This window comes from Paenibacillus sp. sgz302115, from assembly GCF_056120445.1.
The window spans coordinates 18912-35463 of sequence record NZ_JBVYOK010000007.1; the positions used below are offsets into that span (position 1 = coordinate 18912).

Below are 16552 nucleotides of genomic sequence, written 5' to 3' on the forward strand. Positions count from 1 at the left end.
AATGTGTGGAGCGAATAAAATTCACACGCAAAAAAGCCGCAGATCATGATCTGATCCACGGCTCCTGACATTGCTAAGCGTGTTCTAAAAACCAGCCTAAGGCCAGTATTCATCATGCGGGCATACCCGTACTGTTAAGCTTCAACAGAACAGGCTGGTGCACATCATGTTTCCCGGACGAGGCCGATCAGATCAGATCTTCCATATGCGGTTGTAAGCTGTAAATTTCCAATCATGACCCATCGGCCTCCCTTCTAATTTCGATAAATCCAATAATAAACGGCGTTCCTGCTTTATGTCAACCCTTTTATTGGAAAAGCAATTATTTAAATTTGTGCCAGTCCTGGCTGCTGTTCTCCAGCAAATGGGCAAAATCATTGTCCAGACGTTTCTGCTCCGCCTTGCGCTGATCCTCTGCCGCCTTTCTCGCGGCCTCTTTTTTGTCGTTCTCTTCAGCCTTCAGCGCATCTGACTGCGCCTTCAGCTTATCCAGCACATCGCTGCTCAGCAGATCCTTCAGGGTTGCCGGAGCATCCGCAGCCGCCGGGCGCGGCGCAGGAGTTGTTTTTTTCTTTTTAGCCACTGTCAATCATCCTTTCGGGAGAGTGTATCTATATAAACTGAATGATAAAATCCCCAAATCGGCTCCAATCGTAACTCCAGAGAATGTTTGGACTTCCGGCCGCTGTTGTATTCAGATGTTTTTTATTATACCGCTTAAGCGGATAACATCTGAATACAAAGGCGGACGCTATCGCTCCTACTAGTTCCAAACTTCTCCTCCGTCACTGTTCCCCTTTTGTTAATTTTCAAGTTCAATTTATATAGTTCCTTTTTTATATTTCGGGCATTAGTCCCGCCCATTTGATGAAATCAAATTCATTTTATATATTTCAAATTTGTTTTAGTCGCAGGTCTTTTCGTTTATAATGATCTGTAAGAGGTGAGCCTTATGAAATCTACAGATCTGTGTCCACGATTACAAAAAAGCATGGATATCATCGGCCGGCGCTGGACGGGCTTAATCATCTATCAGCTTCTCCAGGGACCGCAGCGGTTCAGTGTCATCGAAGCCGCGCTCCCGGTCAGTGGCAGACTTCTCTCCGAGCGGCTCAAGGAACTTGAACAGGAGGGCATTGTCCACCGCGAGGTTTTTCCTGAGACACCTGTAAGAATACAATATTCCCTGACAGATAAAGGCCGCGCGCTGGAATCGGTCATCCGCGACCTGCAGATGTGGTCGGAATCATGGATTACGGAGGCAGACTGCCGGCCTGAGCCGTCTCCCCATAATAAGCACGGCCAGTGATCTGTCACTTCTCAGGCGGCATTTCCCTCACAGATTAAAGCTTCCGGCCAACAATCACCAGATCACGCATAACCCCATCCATTTCGGCAACGCCCGGCAAGAGGCCCCATTCTTCAAAACCAAACTTCCGCAGCAGCGACAGACTTGGCTCATTATGGCCAAATACAAAGCCAACGAGATTCTGCAGGCCAAGGCGCGGGCATTCCTCAAGCGCTTTGGTCAGCAGCAGCCTCCCTGCCCCTGTGCCGCGGAATTTTTCATTTACATAGACACTGATCTCGGCGGTGCCGTTATAGGCCGGTCGGCCGTAAAAGGACTGAAAGCTGAACCAGGCGGCGATTTCGCCATCCTTTTTGAGTACCCACAGTGGCCGGTGGTGGCTGTTATGCTCATGGAACCACTTCTCTCTGTCCGCGACGCTCACCGGCTCCAGATCAGCAGTCACCATCCGTCCGGCAACCGTCGAGTTATAAATATCCACTATAGCCGCCAAATCCCCGGCTGTCGCATCTTCGATGCTGTAGTCTTGCCACACCATGCTGTATTCCCCCCGCTTATTGCCTTTTCAAAATATATGATTATGTTACAACATATCAGGGGATTAAGAAAAGCTTCTTACAATCACGACACAAAAAGGCTGGTCCGCCCGGGAATGATAATCCACGGGCAGGCCAGCTTTTTAAGGTTAATAAGACAGTTTCTACTTCAGTTGATATAGTCTGTAGATCAGAGCGGCTGCTTCTGCTTTGGTTGCCGTTTGTGCCGGACGGAAGGTACCGTCGTCAAAACCTCCGAAGAGCTTGGTGCTCTTGGTTAAAGCAACGCCTGCTGCTGCCCACTTGGCAATTTTACCTCCATCGGTGAAGGCTGCATTCACATTCCCTGGATCAGCAACTGCCTTCGCTCCATTGTAGAGCGTAAGGGCACGTGCCAGCATCGTCGCGATTTCCTGACGGGTAATTGTAGCCCCAGGGTCGAAAGCCGAAGCGGATTTGCCTGTGATAATTCCTGCTGCATAAGCAGCGGCAATTTCATTGTAGCCGGAGCTTCCAGCCGCGATATCTTTGAATGGCAGGGTCAGTCCCGTGCCATCCAGACCATAGGCTCTGGAAATCCAGGCAGCAAACTGCGCACGTGTTACCTTGTCCGAAGGATTAAACTTCCCGGTCTGGTCTACAATCCCCTTGGTCAACAGGTAATTGATTTCCTTCACAGCCCAATGGTTCTGCGCTACATCCGTAAAAGTACCTGTTCCGAGCATTACGGTATAACGGCTGAAATGGCCTCGCGGCGCACTCACGGTTTGGGTAACCGGATCATATTTGCCGCCAACCGCTTCCCAGGTCAGGCTTGTCTCATTGAGCACATAAACTGTGAGATTCTCAAGATTTGCTGCTGTGTATTTCGATGTATCAATTGCGGAGACATCGAAGGTCACGTTGATCGGCTTCTCGAAGCTTTTAACTGCCTTATCTCCTACCGTTGCGCTGAATTCCATCACCGGCAGGGTAGCCAGCGGCTCTGCCTGGCTTGGCTTGCCGATCACGGCGTTCTCCACAACTTCCGCTGCAAGAGTAATCTTCTGTCCTGCTTCCACAGTGCCGAACGTGTCCGGCTCAATGGTAAATGCCGTTTTACCCATCTGGAGCTTGAGTCCGTCGACACCATTGTTTTGGATCATTGTCAGAATCTCCGAAGGAAGTGAAGTGTTCAGCTTGTTCACACCTTCACCGACCGGAGGAATCTCTACAGTCAAGGAAACTTTGAGTTCACTGGCCAGACCTGATCCGAGCTTGGCTGTCAGCTCCTCTGATACAGCAGCTAGAGCCTTCTTGGAGGCTTCAATCTGTTTGCTGACCAAATCTTCTGTCAATTGCGATGAGACGGAGTTCCCCGCTACAGTCACATTTTCCTTGGCGATTGTTACTTCGCCCGCTTTGTTCAGAGCCGCCTGGCTGGAAGATACCACGCCACTCTTGATTTGCTGGATATCCGCCGCAGCGACACCCTGTGCGTTGTTCAACACTGCCGCTGCATTCTGTATCAGCGTCTGTGCAAAGGCAACAGCCTTCTCACCTGTGTCCAGATGATTCAGCACATAAGGAGCACTGCCTACAAGCTCATTGATGGAGCTGACAATCTTCTGCTTCTCTGCCGGATCTTGAATGGTTGCGAGCAATTGGGCAGCGCTGTCCAAGGCTTGAGACAGGCTCTTGCTGTTCTTCTCGGCTTCTTGAGGCGTTGTTACGGATTTGAGCGAATTAGCAATGCTGCTCAGTGCGCTTTGAGCTGCGGCTGCCCGTTCTGCCGGTGTTCCGGCTGTATTCTTCACCAAATCCTGAAGCTTAGTGTTCTGTTCATTTACGCTTGCATTCGGCGCCGGGGTTGGTGTTGGAGTTGTAACTGTACCGCCGCCTGTGCCGCCATTGCTTCCGCCCGGATTCGTTCCGTTTCCGGGATTCGCTCCATTTCCAGGTGTGCTTCCGCCATTATCCAAATCTTCACCCGGAGGAGTGGTTCCCGGATCTACTACTGTGCCCTCTTTCGTTTCCAGTACGAATTTTTTGTTCAGGCTATAACTCTGTCCATTGATAGTAATGTTTGCTTTAATTACATAACTTCCGTCCTTCAACGTTACGGAGGCATTCAATGGATAGCTTAATGAGCTTCCTTCATACAGCTTGTTTCCCGCTTCATCTTCAATGATGTAGGAACCGGCCTCCGGATTAATAGTGGTATGACCGCTGGATGAACCATAGCTGGTAACCAGGATTCTTGGTTTGGACAGTTGGCCAATCGCATTGCCTGCTGTATCAACCAATCCAACCTTCAGCCAGTTATAGGAGCTGCTGCGGACCAATTTTCCATTCTGGAGTCCAACGATGTCCAGTCCGGCAATTGCGCCGGGACTCAGCTCGGTGAACTTTCCTGCTTTGAGCGTATTTCCTGATAAGCGGATGTTATATTGGTATTCCAGGCTGCCGATCATCTGGTCCAAATTCACAATAACTTCGCCAGGCGTCAACTGAACCTGTGTTGCATCATAAGCATAACCTCTAATCTTTGATTGATCTGCTGTAATGTAATCCACAGTGTAGATGCTTCCTGATTCCGGTGCAACCACCGTAGCCAGATCGCTAGCGGAATCATTATAGATCCAAGTATTATCCCCTGCGGTGATCACTACATTATCACGATAAATAAAAGTGTCTCCATTCGTATGGGCCAATACGCTGTAGGTTCCCTCAGTGGCATAAAAGTAGTTCTGGTCACTTTTGTTACTGTCAATTACGTAAGGAACATAATCCACACCGGACAAGCCTTTACGGATAAGGGATAATTCCTCCATATACTCCGTAAGATTAACTTTACTTACCTCTTGGAGAGCATCTCTTGCATCAAGCACCAATGAATATTCCTTGCCCGGCGCTGTTTGCACGGAACCGTACATGTAGTATCCGTATTTGGATTCAACTCCCATATTGCTGCGGTTATAGCGCATAAAGTCTACACCGACAACCGAAGGTGCTTCTACAATAAGAAAAGCCTGCTGATCGTCAATGTTGATATACTGGGATTGATGAATAGTAGTTCCGTCGTTTTTCTTGATTCTGGCCTGTACGTAGGCATAATCCAGCGGCACCCCGCCGGCATATGCTCCTTCTGGCTTATCCAGTCCACGGACTCGTATTACGGACTGCGATTTTGGATCAATAACGGCTACTGATACTGTTTTGGACAAGTAGTCGGATTTTTCGAAGAAAAACTCTCCGAGATAGGAGCTTTCGCTGGCCGGGAGCGTGAATTGCCCCTCCGCATCGGTCACTCCCACTTCTTTGCCATAGCGTGTAATTTTCACGCCCGGCAGAGCTTTGCCTACAGCCCCTGTTGTATGTTCACGTACGGTGAAGGTAATCTTTCCGGCCTGATCAACTGTTAGATAAGGTTTGTTCAACAAGTCTACCAGCTTACCGGCTTTATCGCGGATTTCCACTTCCAGCTCTTGCTTCGGTAGAACCCGCAACTCGGCTTCAGCAAGAACTTCACCCTTAACATATCCGCCATTCTGATAGACGTAAGGGACGAATTGGACTTTATAGTCTCCTGACTTCACAGGTTTCCATTCCCGTTTGTTAACGCGCTGGAGGAGGCCCTCATTTTCTTCAGTTGTCGAATAAATCGAGTTTTCTTCAACGATGGCACCGGCTGCATCCAGAATCTGAATTCTGTAGTTGTTGTTCAAATCAAGAACATTCTGATTCTCGTCAGACATAACCACCCGCATCTCCAGATTCTCACCCAGAACGATCTGGTTGCGGATTTCATCCTGAGCATAATAATTCGAGCCCAGCACTTTCAGAATAATCTGCGAATTGTAGCTGCTTCCGGCCTTAAGGGAATATTCATTGTCTGTTGGGGTGAAGAAGGATTTCAGGACAACCTGATTCGTATAGTTGCTGTTGCCTGCATTTCCGGCTGTTGTTACCGCAGTCAGACGGTGAATTTCTTCCCCTTTGTGAACGTACAGGATAGAATCTGCTGACGGCACAGATACGCTGGCCTGGTTGTAGTTCAGTTTGTTATTTAAAAAGGATACCTTTACCTGCCCTTGACCTTGTCCGCGATCCGGCACCTGGAGCTTCAGTGCACTAAAGTTCTCAGACTTGGCTACATATTCTATGTTATTAACCGATTCATCCGGCTTTACTTGATGATGCAAAACAACCCTGCTGCTAGTCCCAGGAATGGCTGCAACGGCTGCGATATCATATTCCAGGCCTTTCTTAACGTATATAACATTTGCAGCTATGTCCTGGAAGATATTTGAGCTGCTGTGCTGTTTATAGTGATTATTTGTTGTAATAGAAATGGATTTCACCTCTAAAGGTGCTCCATCCCAAGAGTACTGAAGGTTCAGGCGGCTGTAGTCACTGCCATTCTGGATAATAGCAAGATGACTTCCGTCTACAGCGGAGTAAAGCGCCGATTGGCTCGTATGGAACATATACGTTTCATTGTTCACGGCTTTAATAAGTGTTTTGTAATCGCCCGAAACTCCTGCTGTTTTTAGCACCAGCACATCTAGTCCGGAACCCCCCAATCTTTGAACAACGCCGTTTGGCCAGCTAGTGTTATCATAGCTCTGGCGTATCAGATTGCCTTCCTTATCAAGGTAACGGATAGCTGCTGTATATGTCCCTGCCTGCTGCTTGTCGGTGATATACAAAGGCGTGACCTCATAGTTATCCGTTCCTGACTTAACAGAAATGATCAGGACAGAGTTAACCAATGGGGAATCTGCTTTGCCAACCAGTTCGATCTGACCAGATGCATTGGTGACAAAGCCATTATAATATTTAGCATACGCCCGTACTTCAATTCTCTCGTTTGCCAGCGGTACCCCATTGCTTAAAAACGAGACTCTAATGCTCTTATCATCACTGCGAACTTCCCCCGCAGCGGCTTCCACGTATGTATCCGAATCTTTGGTCATATGCTCTACGACCACTTGAATTTTAGTTGAAGCAGGAACTTTAATGCTCTGGGGATCTGTAACGACCTTCCCCGACTGCCCCTGGTACTCTGCCTGCAGAGTGTATTCTTCCCCTGCTTTCAGCCCCTCAAAAGCGATGCCGTTATAATAGACCGAGTACACTGAATCTGCCGCAGACAGACGTTCTACCTGGTATTTCGACTTCGTCTGACTGGCTACTTCATTCCCATCCTTAAGAAGTGAGAACTTCACCGTATTAAGTGTCTTATAATCTCCATAGGTAACATCCAGCACACTGTTCACGGAGATCTTTTGATTACCGTCCAGCGTCTTCTCGGAGGACACCACCCCCGCTTTCAAGGATGCCGCCGATACCTCCAGCACACCCATAAAGGACAACATGAAAACCAATAATAGCGAAACTGTACTTCTCAACCTTTTTGAATACATAGCTGTCTCCTTTTCCTCATGATAGTATAATTCTACCCATGACTTTTCCCCCAGCAGAATTGTCAAATTTAGATAGACATAGTGGAATCCTACCCAAGGACCTAGTTGATGTCAATCAATTCCTGTAATAAAATCTCTTATTTTATCGTAAAAAAAGATATTTTGTTACAATTCGCCAGTACCTCCAAAATAAAGGTAGGACTTAAGTTGCGAGACTTCATAAACATGCAAAAAAATGCATGTTTCTCTCTAAATTGAACGCAGGTTAGATTCAGCAAAATCAGATGTCCAGGGGCAGCCAGCAACTTCTCCCGCCTGTACGTGCACCCTGCAGGGTTATGATCTATAATGAGAACGTTGCTTTGTAACGTGAATCCGAAAGGGGAACTACTGAAATGAATGAAGCTCTATCCACCTTGGAGCAAGGAATGGCGGGCGGGGGCCTGGATGCGCTGCTCGTTACCGATCCGAAGCATGTGTATTATTTGACCGGGTTCGCCAGCAATCCGCATGAGCGTTTTCTGGGACTGCTGCTGATCCGCGGCGAGGAACCGGTATTGATTGTTCCGGCGCTGGACGCTGAAGCGGCGCATGCCGCCTCAGAGGTAACGAAGATTATGACGCACAGCGATACGGACAATCCTTATGAGCTGCTTAAAGCTTGTTTTGGCGGTACGAAGCCGGGAACGATTGGCATTGAGAAGGAGCATTTCTCCATGAGTCGCTACGAGCAGCTGGCTGCGGCTGTTCCAGCAGACCGCTTCAATGATATCGGCCATCTGCTGCGGGCTATGCGCGCCAAGAAAACACCGGATGAAGTTAGCCGGATGAAGCATGCCGCCGAGCTGGTGGAAGAGGTTCTCCGCCGCGGGCTTACGCATGTCAAAGATGGGGTCAGTGAAATCGAGCTGGTCGCCGAGCTGGAATATCAGATGAAAAAGGTCGGAGCCGCCGGCCCTTCCTTCGACACCATGGTGCTCTCAGGTCCGAAGACCGCCCTGCCACACGGTGTGCCGGGCGACCGCATCATCCAGCCGGGAGATTTCCTGATGTTCGATCTTGGCGTATATGCCGCAGGTTATGCCTCCGACATTACCCGCACCTTCGCCGTAGAAGAAACGGACTCCAAGCTGGCTGAAATTTACCATACGGTACTTGCTGCCAATGAAGCCGGCATTGCCGCTTCCCGGACGGGAGCAACGTTCGGCTCTGTAGACCGCGCAGCGCGGGAAGTTATTGAAGCAGCCGGCTACGGCGCTTATTTCATGCACCGGGTTGGACACGGCCTTGGCATGGACACGCATGAGTACCCTTCTCTTCACGGGTTGAATGAGGACATTATCGAGAGCGGCAATGTATTTACCATCGAGCCGGGAATTTATGTGCCGAATCTCGGCGGAGTACGTATCGAAGATGACGTATTCATCACGGCTGAAGGCCCGCAGACGCTGACAAGCTTTCCGAAAGAGCTGACGGTGCTGCATTTATAGGCGCGGCTAAGCAACAGACAGTTTACATAAGCTGCCTTTGCCTTTATCACTGCATATCTGTACAACAAAAAAAGCAGCAGCCTTCCCCTGCCGGGGCGGACTGCTGCTTTTTCTGTTATTTTACATAGGCATAACGCTGTGAATATCCTAAGCTTGATGAACCTTCTGTTCATCCTCCGCAAACCGGAAGGAGCGGGCAATGTACAGAATCGGCGTTGCGGCCCCGGTCAAGAGGAATTTTACTATATAGGTGGTCAGCAGAATCTCCGTCCATACCCGCAAATCGTAGGTCCCGGCAAACGCAATGGTGCAGAAGATCAGCGTATCCACAAAAGAGCTGACCATCGTGCTGCCATTGGAGCGAATCCACATCTGGCGCGGACTTCCATAATAGCCCCGAATCCATGAGTACAGGCGTACGTCGAGGAACTGGCTGACAAAATAAGCGGTAAGGCTGCCCAGCGCAAGCCGCGGCATCAGACCGAAAATGGTCTGCAGCGAGGATTGGGCGATATCCGTCTCCTGCGGCTCGAACTTCAGCACCATCTGCATGATCACTGTAGTCATCAGCAGGGTGAAAAAGCCAAACCATACTGCATTCCGCGCCTCCGCACGCCCGTATTTCTCATTCAGCAAATCGCTGGTCATATACAGTGTGACGTACATCGTATTGCCCAGTGTCATAACGATATCAAACGGCATGGCAATAGTTTTGGCTACCTGAATGTTAGCAATAACCGTTGCAACGCCGACCCAGGCGTACAGGCCTTTTTTACCGAACAGCCGGTAGCAGAGCAAATAAAATCCAAAATTGACCACAACAAATAAAATACCCCAAAGCAAATTGAACATGTATTTCACAAGCCCCCTAGTTTTGTTTACGCGGGATGGTTACGAACCGCGGCATTCAGGCTGTTTGAACCAAAACATTACTACTCTACCACAAGAGAAGCTAACATGCTATGAAAATTTCAATTTTCAAGAATATCTGACATGATCTCTTTTTTTCGCAAAACAGGTAAAGTATTCGTCAATTATTCATTTTTTTCTGAAAATTCTGCGCTATTAATTAAATTTTCACTATTCAACCGGGGGTTAATTCTATAGAATAGTTATCAGTCACATTCCCGGAACAATAGCTTGATATATGACCTACACCCTTGGAGTATATTGCTGCTTGCCTGGCATATAAGCACTGGCATGGGAGGATGCATTCAATGATAAAGGAGAGAATGATATGGTTCAATTCAAGAAATCAATCAGCCGTAAATTTACGCTTTTGCTGTTCGTCGTTCTGCTACTGTCGTCTGCTTTACTGAGTGTCAGCTTTTATTTCATATCCATCAATACGATCAACAGCTACGTAATGCCGCAGATCAACAAGATTCTGACCGCCGCAGCCCAAGATACCTATAAAAATATGAATGCGACGCATGCCCAGCAGACCCTCAATAAAAACGAACAATCAAGAACAACGCTCGAATTCTATTTTCAGGATAAAAGAAAACAGCATGATCTGGAGTCGGTCTTCCTCATTGATCTGAAGGAAGGCAAAGCTACCGTGCTTACCGCAGACCACGGAGCGCAGCTGAAGGCCGATGAGAGCATTGAGGTACAGCCTGCCATGGTGCAAGCCTCCAAGGGTAAGGCCGGTTTAAGCGAAATTTATAGTGACAGTCATGGCGTACATAAGACCGCGTATGTTGGAGTTCCCGGCACAACGATGGTCATCGGAGTTAGTTCGGATGTCGGTTTTGTCGAAGATAAAATGCAAAGCATTCTCTGGACCAGTACCGGAATCACATTGCTTGTGCTGGTAGTTGGCTTGAGCTCAGCCTTTTTGATGAGCCGCAGAATCACTCGTCCGCTTACACAGCTCGCAGCTTACAGCAACAAGCTGGCCGAAGGCGATTTCACCCAGCAGCTTGAGATCAAGGGCAGCGACGAAGTCGGACAGCTCGCAGAGAGCTTCCGGACCATGAGCCAGCGGCTTAAGGAAATGATCAGCCATGTTCTGGATACCTCCAGTGTCGTGGTTGCAGACTCCAATGATTTGAAGGAACGTACCGATATTCTGAACGAGATGGCCGAGCAGTCCAGCTTATCCGTTGTGGAAATCGGCAAAGGCAGCTCCGCCATCGCGAGCAGTGCGAAGGATAATTCCCGGGCGATGGACGAGATCAACATCGGCATCCAGCACATCGCTTCGGCGGCGGGAGAGGTTACCGAGCAGATCAGTGAAGCTTCCCAAGAGGCCACCGGCGGCAATGACATCGCGCAAAGTGCTGTAGATCAAATGCGCCAGGTTCAGCAGGCTTCAATGAAGTCAGTGGAGCAGTTCCGCATCATGAATGAACGCTCCCTGCAAATCGGTGAGGTTGTTCAGGGAATCACCGAAATTACCAAACAGATACAAATGCTCTCGCTTAACGCCTCCATCGAAGCGGCACGCGCCGGCGAGCATGGCCGCGGCTTCGCTGTAGTTGCCGGAGAGGTCCGCAAGCTGTCCGAGCAATCCAAGGAATCCAATGAGCAAATCCGTGAATTCCTGCTCAGCCTGCAGGAGGACATGAACCGCTCGGTTGAGGAGATGAACCACGTTAACTCGGAGGTTGCTTCGGGAGTCGATAAAGCGGCGGAAGCCGGAAATGCTTTTAGTCATCTGCTCGTTCTTATTCAGAGCATCAACCACAGCGTTCAGTCCGTGTCCGCTGCTACCCAGCAAATCTCGGCCGGAACCGAAGAGGTCAGCGCCTCAGTGGAAGAAACTGCCCAGATTACTGCGAAGTCGCAGGAGAATGCAGATACACTTACCGGCAACTCCTCACGCCAGCGTCAGGAACTGGAAGTCCATGCACAGACTGTAGAGCATCTGTATGAGCAGGCTGTAAAGCTGCAGAAGGCTGTGCAGCAGTTCAAGATTTAACCGGCGTGACTAAGCTACTCATGCAAAAACGGGTGCCGTTCCTGATGAAGGACGGCACCCGTTTTATGTAGTTGCATCAGTCAAGCCGCTGCGCAGCACCCTGAGGATACAATTGCGGCGGAAAACTGCAGCAGCAGCGGAACCAAAGGGATCTGCCGCTGCTGCTCAGTGTCTTGGCGCCCACAGAATAACCGACACGCCGATTACACAAATGCCGGCCCCAAGCCAGTCGTAGAGATCCGGCGTTTTTTTATCCACAAGCCAGCCCCACAGCACAGCCAGCACAATGAACACACCGCCATAGGCGGCATACACTCTGCCGAAGGAAGGAAATTTCTGCAGGGTAGGAATGATGCCATAGGCAACTAGAATCAGGGCTCCTACCACCCCGTACCAGAGTGGCCGCGATTCCCGCAGCCACAGCCAGACCAGATAGCCGCCGCCGATTTCGGCCAGACCGGCAACAATGAACAGCAGAATTGCTATGACCATGCTCAGCCCCCTTTTCGCGTTAACCCCATGATCCCATAAATGGCTTTCATGTCAAGGTTCGCACTCACCGCATCCGCCAGCCGGTCAAACTCCTGTTCACGAAGGGCTTCTGACGAGAAGGTGTTTGTGAGGGGCGCAAGTCCTTTGGATACCCTCAGGCCGTCAAGCCAGGCTCTGCGCAGTTCATCATTATGGAACAATCCGTGCAGATAAGTTCCCCAGATCCGGCCGTCCGGCGTTCCCCAGCCTTCGGGCGTCATTTCCCCCTCCGGTCCGTACAGCATAAAGAGGCTTCTAACGGCTGTGGAATTATGGTTTGTGGTCGTTCCCATATGGATCTCATACCCGTCAACAGAGATTCCTGCCGCCTGTCCGGCAGCCGGTTCCGCCAATTGCAGCGGATGCTCCTGAGCCAGCTTGCCGCTGGCACGCACCGTGGTTTTCTCCTGCAGAAAAGATGTGGACAGCGGCAAATACCCAAGCCCCTCTCTCTCTCCAGGTTCAACGCTCTCTACGGCAAACGGATCAAGCAGCTTCCGGCCCAGCATCTGGTATCCGCCGCAGATTCCGGCGAGCTGCACAGTTCCCTGCTCCAGCGCGGCGGCAATCACCTCAGGGAAGCCCTGCTCCCTCAGGTAATCCAGATCGGCCGCCGTATTCTTGGTCCCCGGCAGGATGATGGCGTCCGGTGTGCCCAGCTCGTCAGATGTGGTCACATAACGCACAGCAGTGTCCGGCTCGTCCGCCAGCGGATCAAAGTCGGTGAAGTTGGAAATTCTCGGATAGCGGATAACCGCGATATCCAGTTCTTTGCCGTGCTCTGCGCGCAGCCGCCCCGAGGTTCCTTCCAGAACTACGGAATCCTCGGCTTCAATCCGCAAGCGCGGCAGAAAAGGCAGAACCCCAAGCACCGGTATGCCTGTGCGCTGCTGCAGCCAGTCCAATCCGGGCTGCAGCAGCGACAGGTCGCCGCGGAATTTATTGATAATGAAGCCTTTGACCCGGGCCCGCTCATGCGGCTCCAGCAGCTCAAGTGTACCCACCAGGAAAGCAAACACACCGCCTCTGTCAATATCGGCGACCAGCAGCACCGGTGCGTCCGCCCAGCCCGCCAGATTCATATTGACGATATCCCGGGCCTTGAGATTGATCTCAGCCGGACTGCCTGCCCCCTCCATCAGCACGGCATCATAAGTCTCCCGCAGCCGCCCGAGCGCTTCCATCACCGTCTCTTTGGCTTCCGGGAGGAATTTCTCCCGGTATTCCCGCGCGCTAAGCGCCATGTGCGGTACGCCGTGGACCACGATTTGCGCACTCATCTCGCCCGAGGGCTTCAGCAGTATCGGATTCATGTCCGTGGTGGCAGTAATGCCAAATGCTTCAGCCTGCATGCCCTGGGCGCGGCCAATCTCCTTGCCGTCCTCGGTGACATAGGAATTCAGCGCCATGTTCTGCGATTTGAAGGGGGCCGTGCGATAGCCGTCTCGGGTCATGATCCGCCCAATCGCTGCGGTCACCAGGCTCTTGCCGACATCCGAGGCCGTTCCCTGAATCATCAGCACAGGCGCAGGCTGCGGCTTCGTCTCTCTTGTTGCGGCTTGTTCTTCCATGCCAAGCCTCCTCGCTTTCTTCCTATCTACCAGGTAACTGAGGTGGAATTTCTCCACTTCATCCCGCTGAGTGACCTCCCCCGGGATGGTTAGCGGGAAAAACTCCACTTATTTCCTTCTAAAATCACTGAATGGGGGAAAATGGAGAGAATCAAGTCTACTTTTTCCACCTAATCACCAAAAAATCAGTGAAATTCGCAAATTAGGTTTTCTTTTTCCACTTCATTCAATTTCGCAGTTCATTTCGTAAGCGATTGCCCTGCTTTTCTTCCTGCTGCCGGAGTACTGGCGAAGCAGCTGTTATTTGGAGGAGCCGGGGTTAACCCGGCTCCGGTTGGCGCGCTACAGGTTATGCTGAAGCAGCACCAGCAGCAGCAGGAGCAGCGCCTCCAGCAGCTCGTTCAGCGCGCCGTACACATCGCCGGTGAGCCCGCCGAGCCGGCTGCTGATCCGCCGCGCCGCAAGCGTGCCGCAGGCCAGCGCGGCGACCGGCGCCAGGATGGCCGCAGCCAGCAGCAGCGGCCAGGCGCTTCTCGCGCCAAGCGCCAGCGGCGCGGCAGCCGCGGCCAGCGTGAGCAGCGCCGCCAGCAGCAGCGTGCGCCGCTCCTGCCGGGCAGGCAGCCCGCCGAAGCTGGCGGCCAGCCCTTCATTGCCGCGGGCGAGCGGGAAGCGGGCCATGGCCCGCACCATGTACCAGCGGCTCCAGACCGGCGGCAGCAGAAGCAGCGGTAGCTCCGCATAAGAGCCACCTTCGATAAGCTCCGCCAGCAGCGAGGCCTTCAGCAGCAGGAGCAGCACGCAGGCCAGCACTCCCATGGCCCCTACGCGGCTGTCCTTCATGATCTCCAGCATCCGCTCGCGCGTGCGGTAGCTGAGCAGCGCGTCGGCGCTGTCCATCCAGCCGTCGAGATGCAGGCCGCCGGTCAGCCCCACCCACAGGATGAGCGTGATCACGGCGGCAGGCCAGGTCGGCAACAGCCAGGCTACGATACCTGCTCCGAGTGCCGCGCTCAGCCCGATGGCTGCGCCAACGAGCGGGTAATACACCACGCTGCGCTGCAGCAGCTCAGGCGAGAAATCCGCGTCTCCCTTGACCGGGAACCGCGATAGAAACTGAAAGGCGGCGGCAGCATCTCCCCGCACGCTCATAACAGGTACTCCCTGCTCTTCAGCTCAATCGGGATGCCGGCGGTAACCAGAAAGACCTGCCCGCTAATCCGGGCCAGCAGGGCGTTCATCCGTCCGGCCAGGTCCCGGTACAGCCGGCCAAGCGCATATTCCGGCACAATGCCGTCGCCTACCTCGTTCGTTACCAGCACCAGAGTACCCTGAAAGGACGATACGCTCTGCTCCAGACGGGCAATTTCCCGCTCCACCCGTTCTTGTCTGTCCTTCTGGTCCTCCACAGCCAGCAGCACATTGGAGAGCCACAGCGTCAGGCAATCCACAAGCACGGCTTTGCCCCCGGAGAGCCGGTCCAGCAGTGCAGGCAGATCATGCGGCTCCTCCAGCGTCTCCCAAGCACCGCCGCCCTCTTCGCGAAGCTTGCGGTGCAGGGCAATCCGTGCCTTCATCTCTTCATCAAAGGCTTGTGCGGTAGCTACATACACCGCCTGATCTGCCAGGGAAAGTGTCAGCCGCTCGGCGAAGCCGCTTTTTCCACTGCGTGCGCCCCCTGTTACAAGGATGCTCATTTCCCCTCAGCCCCGGAGACGCCGGCACTTTCGAAGGTCGCCATTTCTGTCATGACGCGGCTGACCGCTTCAATCAAGTGGAGACAAAGCGCGCCTCCCGTACCTTCGCCCAGCCGCAGTCCAAGATCAAGCAGCGCCTCCAGCCCAAGCTTGTCCAGCATCAGCTTGTGGCCCTGCTCATCCGACACATGGGAGGCGATCATGTAATTCACCGCTTCCGGCGCAAGCGCCTTCGCCAGCTGCGCAGCCGCGCCGGAGATGAAGCCGTCGAGAATGACCGGAACCCGGGCCTCAGCCGCTCCAAGAATAAGCCCCGCCAGTCCGGCAATTTCCAGGCCTCCCACCTTGGACAGCACATCAATCGGATCTGCCGGATCGGGAGTGTTCACCCGCAGCGCGCGCTCCACCACTTCAATTTTGTGCCGCAGCCGTTCATTGTTGATTCCGGTTCCGCGTCCGACAGCAGCCTCCGGCGAGATGCCCTCCAGTGCGCACAGAACCGCCGCGCTCGCCGTAGTATTGCCTATCCCCATTTCACCGGTGATAAAAATCTCCGTCCCGCTCTTCACCGCTTCCCGGGCTACATCCACCCCGACCAGGATCGCCTGAACAGCCTCTTCCCGGCTCATTGCCGGACCCACTGCCATATTGTCCGTCCCGAACCGCACTTTGCGGTTGATCAAATCCGGGTGCTCAAGCTCCGCATTGATGCCGATATCCACGAATTGCACGCTTGCCCCGCCTTGGCGGGCCAGCACGTTGACCGCCGCTCCGCCGCTCAGGAAATTGTAAGCCATCTGCACCGTAACCTCCTGCGGAAAGGCGCTGACTCCCTCGCAGCAGACGCCGTGATCGGCAGCCATTACAACAACGGTGCGCTTCCCGTAGCTGGGCTGCTCGGTCCCCGAGATGCCCGCGAGCCGGACGGCCAGCGCTTCGAGCCGCCCGAGGCTTCCCGGCGGCTTGGTCAGACTGTTCAGGCGGAGCACCGCCCGCGCTGCGGCTTGTTCATCCGGCGGAGTAATCCGCCCAGTTATTTCTTTTATAGCTGAAAACATATTATAGCCTCCTGTTTGTTCTTACTGTT

The 16552-nt window shown here is 52.4% G+C and carries 12 protein-coding genes and 1 riboswitch; of the genes, 3 read left to right on the forward strand and 9 right to left on the reverse strand.

The features are described from left to right. Window positions 1-322 precede the first annotated feature (322 nt). Window positions 323-583 carry a YqkE family protein gene (locus tag AC0LWN_RS15200; RefSeq protein WP_458964454.1) on the reverse strand — a complete coding sequence of 87 codons (261 nt, stop codon included), beginning with the start codon at window positions 581-583 and terminating at the stop codon, window positions 323-325. 369 nt (window positions 584-952) lie between these two features. Between AC0LWN_RS15200 and AC0LWN_RS15205 the strand changes: the two genes are divergently transcribed. After that, entirely contained in the window at window positions 953-1309 is a 357-nt protein-coding gene (locus tag AC0LWN_RS15205) for a winged helix-turn-helix transcriptional regulator (protein WP_474666675.1), read from the forward strand. A gap of 34 nt (window positions 1310-1343) precedes the next feature. On the opposite strand, the gene AC0LWN_RS15210 is transcribed toward AC0LWN_RS15205, so the two are convergent. Together AC0LWN_RS15210 and AC0LWN_RS15215 are read right to left on the reverse strand one after the other, a co-directional pair. Beyond that, on the reverse strand, window positions 1344-1847 hold the full coding sequence (locus tag AC0LWN_RS15210) for a GNAT family N-acetyltransferase (RefSeq protein WP_474666677.1): 504 nt from the start codon (window positions 1845-1847) through the stop codon (window positions 1344-1346). Between the two features lie 162 nt (window positions 1848-2009). Beyond that, complete coding sequence (locus AC0LWN_RS15215; protein WP_474666679.1) at window positions 2010-7253, reverse strand: S-layer homology domain-containing protein; 5244 nt, start codon at window positions 7251-7253, stop codon at window positions 2010-2012. Between the two features lie 395 nt (window positions 7254-7648). Between AC0LWN_RS15215 and AC0LWN_RS15220 the strand changes: the two genes are divergently transcribed. Beyond that, on the forward strand, window positions 7649-8743 hold the full coding sequence (locus AC0LWN_RS15220; RefSeq protein WP_474666681.1) for a M24 family metallopeptidase: 1095 nt from the start codon (window positions 7649-7651) through the stop codon (window positions 8741-8743). Between the two features lie 147 nt (window positions 8744-8890). Here AC0LWN_RS15220 and AC0LWN_RS15225 read toward each other — a convergent pair whose 3' ends face one another. After that, entirely contained in the window at window positions 8891-9595 is a 705-nt protein-coding gene (locus tag AC0LWN_RS15225; protein WP_474666683.1) for a queuosine precursor transporter, read from the reverse strand. A 10-nt stretch (window positions 9596-9605) separates the two neighbouring features. Then, a riboswitch (PreQ1 riboswitch) is annotated at window positions 9606-9651 on the reverse strand. Between the two features lie 329 nt (window positions 9652-9980). Between AC0LWN_RS15225 and AC0LWN_RS15230 the strand changes: the two genes are divergently transcribed. Beyond that, a complete protein-coding gene (locus AC0LWN_RS15230; protein ID WP_474666685.1) occupies window positions 9981-11669 on the forward strand; it encodes a methyl-accepting chemotaxis protein in 1689 nt (562 codons plus the stop codon). A 165-nt stretch (window positions 11670-11834) separates the two neighbouring features. On the opposite strand, the gene AC0LWN_RS15235 is transcribed toward AC0LWN_RS15230, so the two are convergent. The 5 genes from AC0LWN_RS15235 to cobT all read right to left on the reverse strand — a co-directional run bounded on the left by AC0LWN_RS15235 (window position 11835) and on the right by cobT (window position 16523). After that, a complete protein-coding gene (locus AC0LWN_RS15235) occupies window positions 11835-12161 on the reverse strand; it encodes a YnfA family protein (RefSeq protein WP_458964461.1) in 327 nt (108 codons plus the stop codon). A gap of 2 nt (window positions 12162-12163) precedes the next feature. Beyond that, window positions 12164-13771, reverse strand: coding sequence for a cobyric acid synthase (locus AC0LWN_RS15240; RefSeq protein ID WP_474666688.1), 1608 nt, complete (start codon window positions 13769-13771; stop codon window positions 12164-12166). A 342-nt stretch (window positions 13772-14113) separates the two neighbouring features. Then, window positions 14114-14920, reverse strand: a complete 807-nt coding sequence (gene cobS / locus AC0LWN_RS15245; RefSeq protein ID WP_474666690.1) for an adenosylcobinamide-GDP ribazoletransferase — start codon at window positions 14918-14920, stop codon at window positions 14114-14116. Next, window positions 14917-15465: a bifunctional adenosylcobinamide kinase/adenosylcobinamide-phosphate guanylyltransferase gene (cobU, locus tag AC0LWN_RS15250; RefSeq protein WP_474666692.1), complete on the reverse strand. Its 549-nt coding sequence runs from the start codon at window positions 15463-15465 to the stop codon at window positions 14917-14919. The genes cobS and cobU overlap by 4 nt, the downstream gene beginning before the upstream one ends. Then, the gene (gene cobT / locus AC0LWN_RS15255) at window positions 15462-16523 is read right to left on the reverse strand and encodes a nicotinate-nucleotide--dimethylbenzimidazole phosphoribosyltransferase (protein ID WP_474666694.1); all 1062 of its coding nucleotides are present in this window, start codon (window positions 16521-16523) and stop codon (window positions 15462-15464) included. The genes cobU and cobT overlap by 4 nt, the downstream gene beginning before the upstream one ends. Window positions 16524-16552 lie beyond the last annotated feature (29 nt).

Coding starts and splice junctions, on each gene's coding strand:
- AC0LWN_RS15205 (WP_474666675.1), top strand. CDS start 953: ATGAAATCTACAGATCTGTGTCCACGATTACAAAAAAGCATGGATATC.
- AC0LWN_RS15210 (WP_474666677.1), bottom strand. CDS start 1,847: ATGGTGTGGCAAGACTACAGCATCGAAGATGCGACAGCCGGGGATTTG.
- AC0LWN_RS15215 (WP_474666679.1), bottom strand. CDS start 7,253: ATGTATTCAAAAAGGTTGAGAAGTACAGTTTCGCTATTATTGGTTTTC.
- AC0LWN_RS15220 (WP_474666681.1), top strand. CDS start 7,649: ATGAATGAAGCTCTATCCACCTTGGAGCAAGGAATGGCGGGCGGGGGC.
- AC0LWN_RS15225 (WP_474666683.1), bottom strand. CDS start 9,595: ATGTTCAATTTGCTTTGGGGTATTTTATTTGTTGTGGTCAATTTTGGA.
- AC0LWN_RS15230 (WP_474666685.1), top strand. CDS start 9,981: ATGGTTCAATTCAAGAAATCAATCAGCCGTAAATTTACGCTTTTGCTG.
- AC0LWN_RS15235 (WP_458964461.1), bottom strand. CDS start 12,161: ATGGTCATAGCAATTCTGCTGTTCATTGTTGCCGGTCTGGCCGAAATC.
- AC0LWN_RS15240 (WP_474666688.1), bottom strand. CDS start 13,771: ATGGAAGAACAAGCCGCAACAAGAGAGACGAAGCCGCAGCCTGCGCCT.
- cobS (WP_474666690.1), bottom strand. CDS start 14,920: ATGAGCGTGCGGGGAGATGCTGCCGCCGCCTTTCAGTTTCTATCGCGG.
- cobU (WP_474666692.1), bottom strand. CDS start 15,465: ATGAGCATCCTTGTAACAGGGGGCGCACGCAGTGGAAAAAGCGGCTTC.
- cobT (WP_474666694.1), bottom strand. CDS start 16,523: ATGTTTTCAGCTATAAAAGAAATAACTGGGCGGATTACTCCGCCGGAT.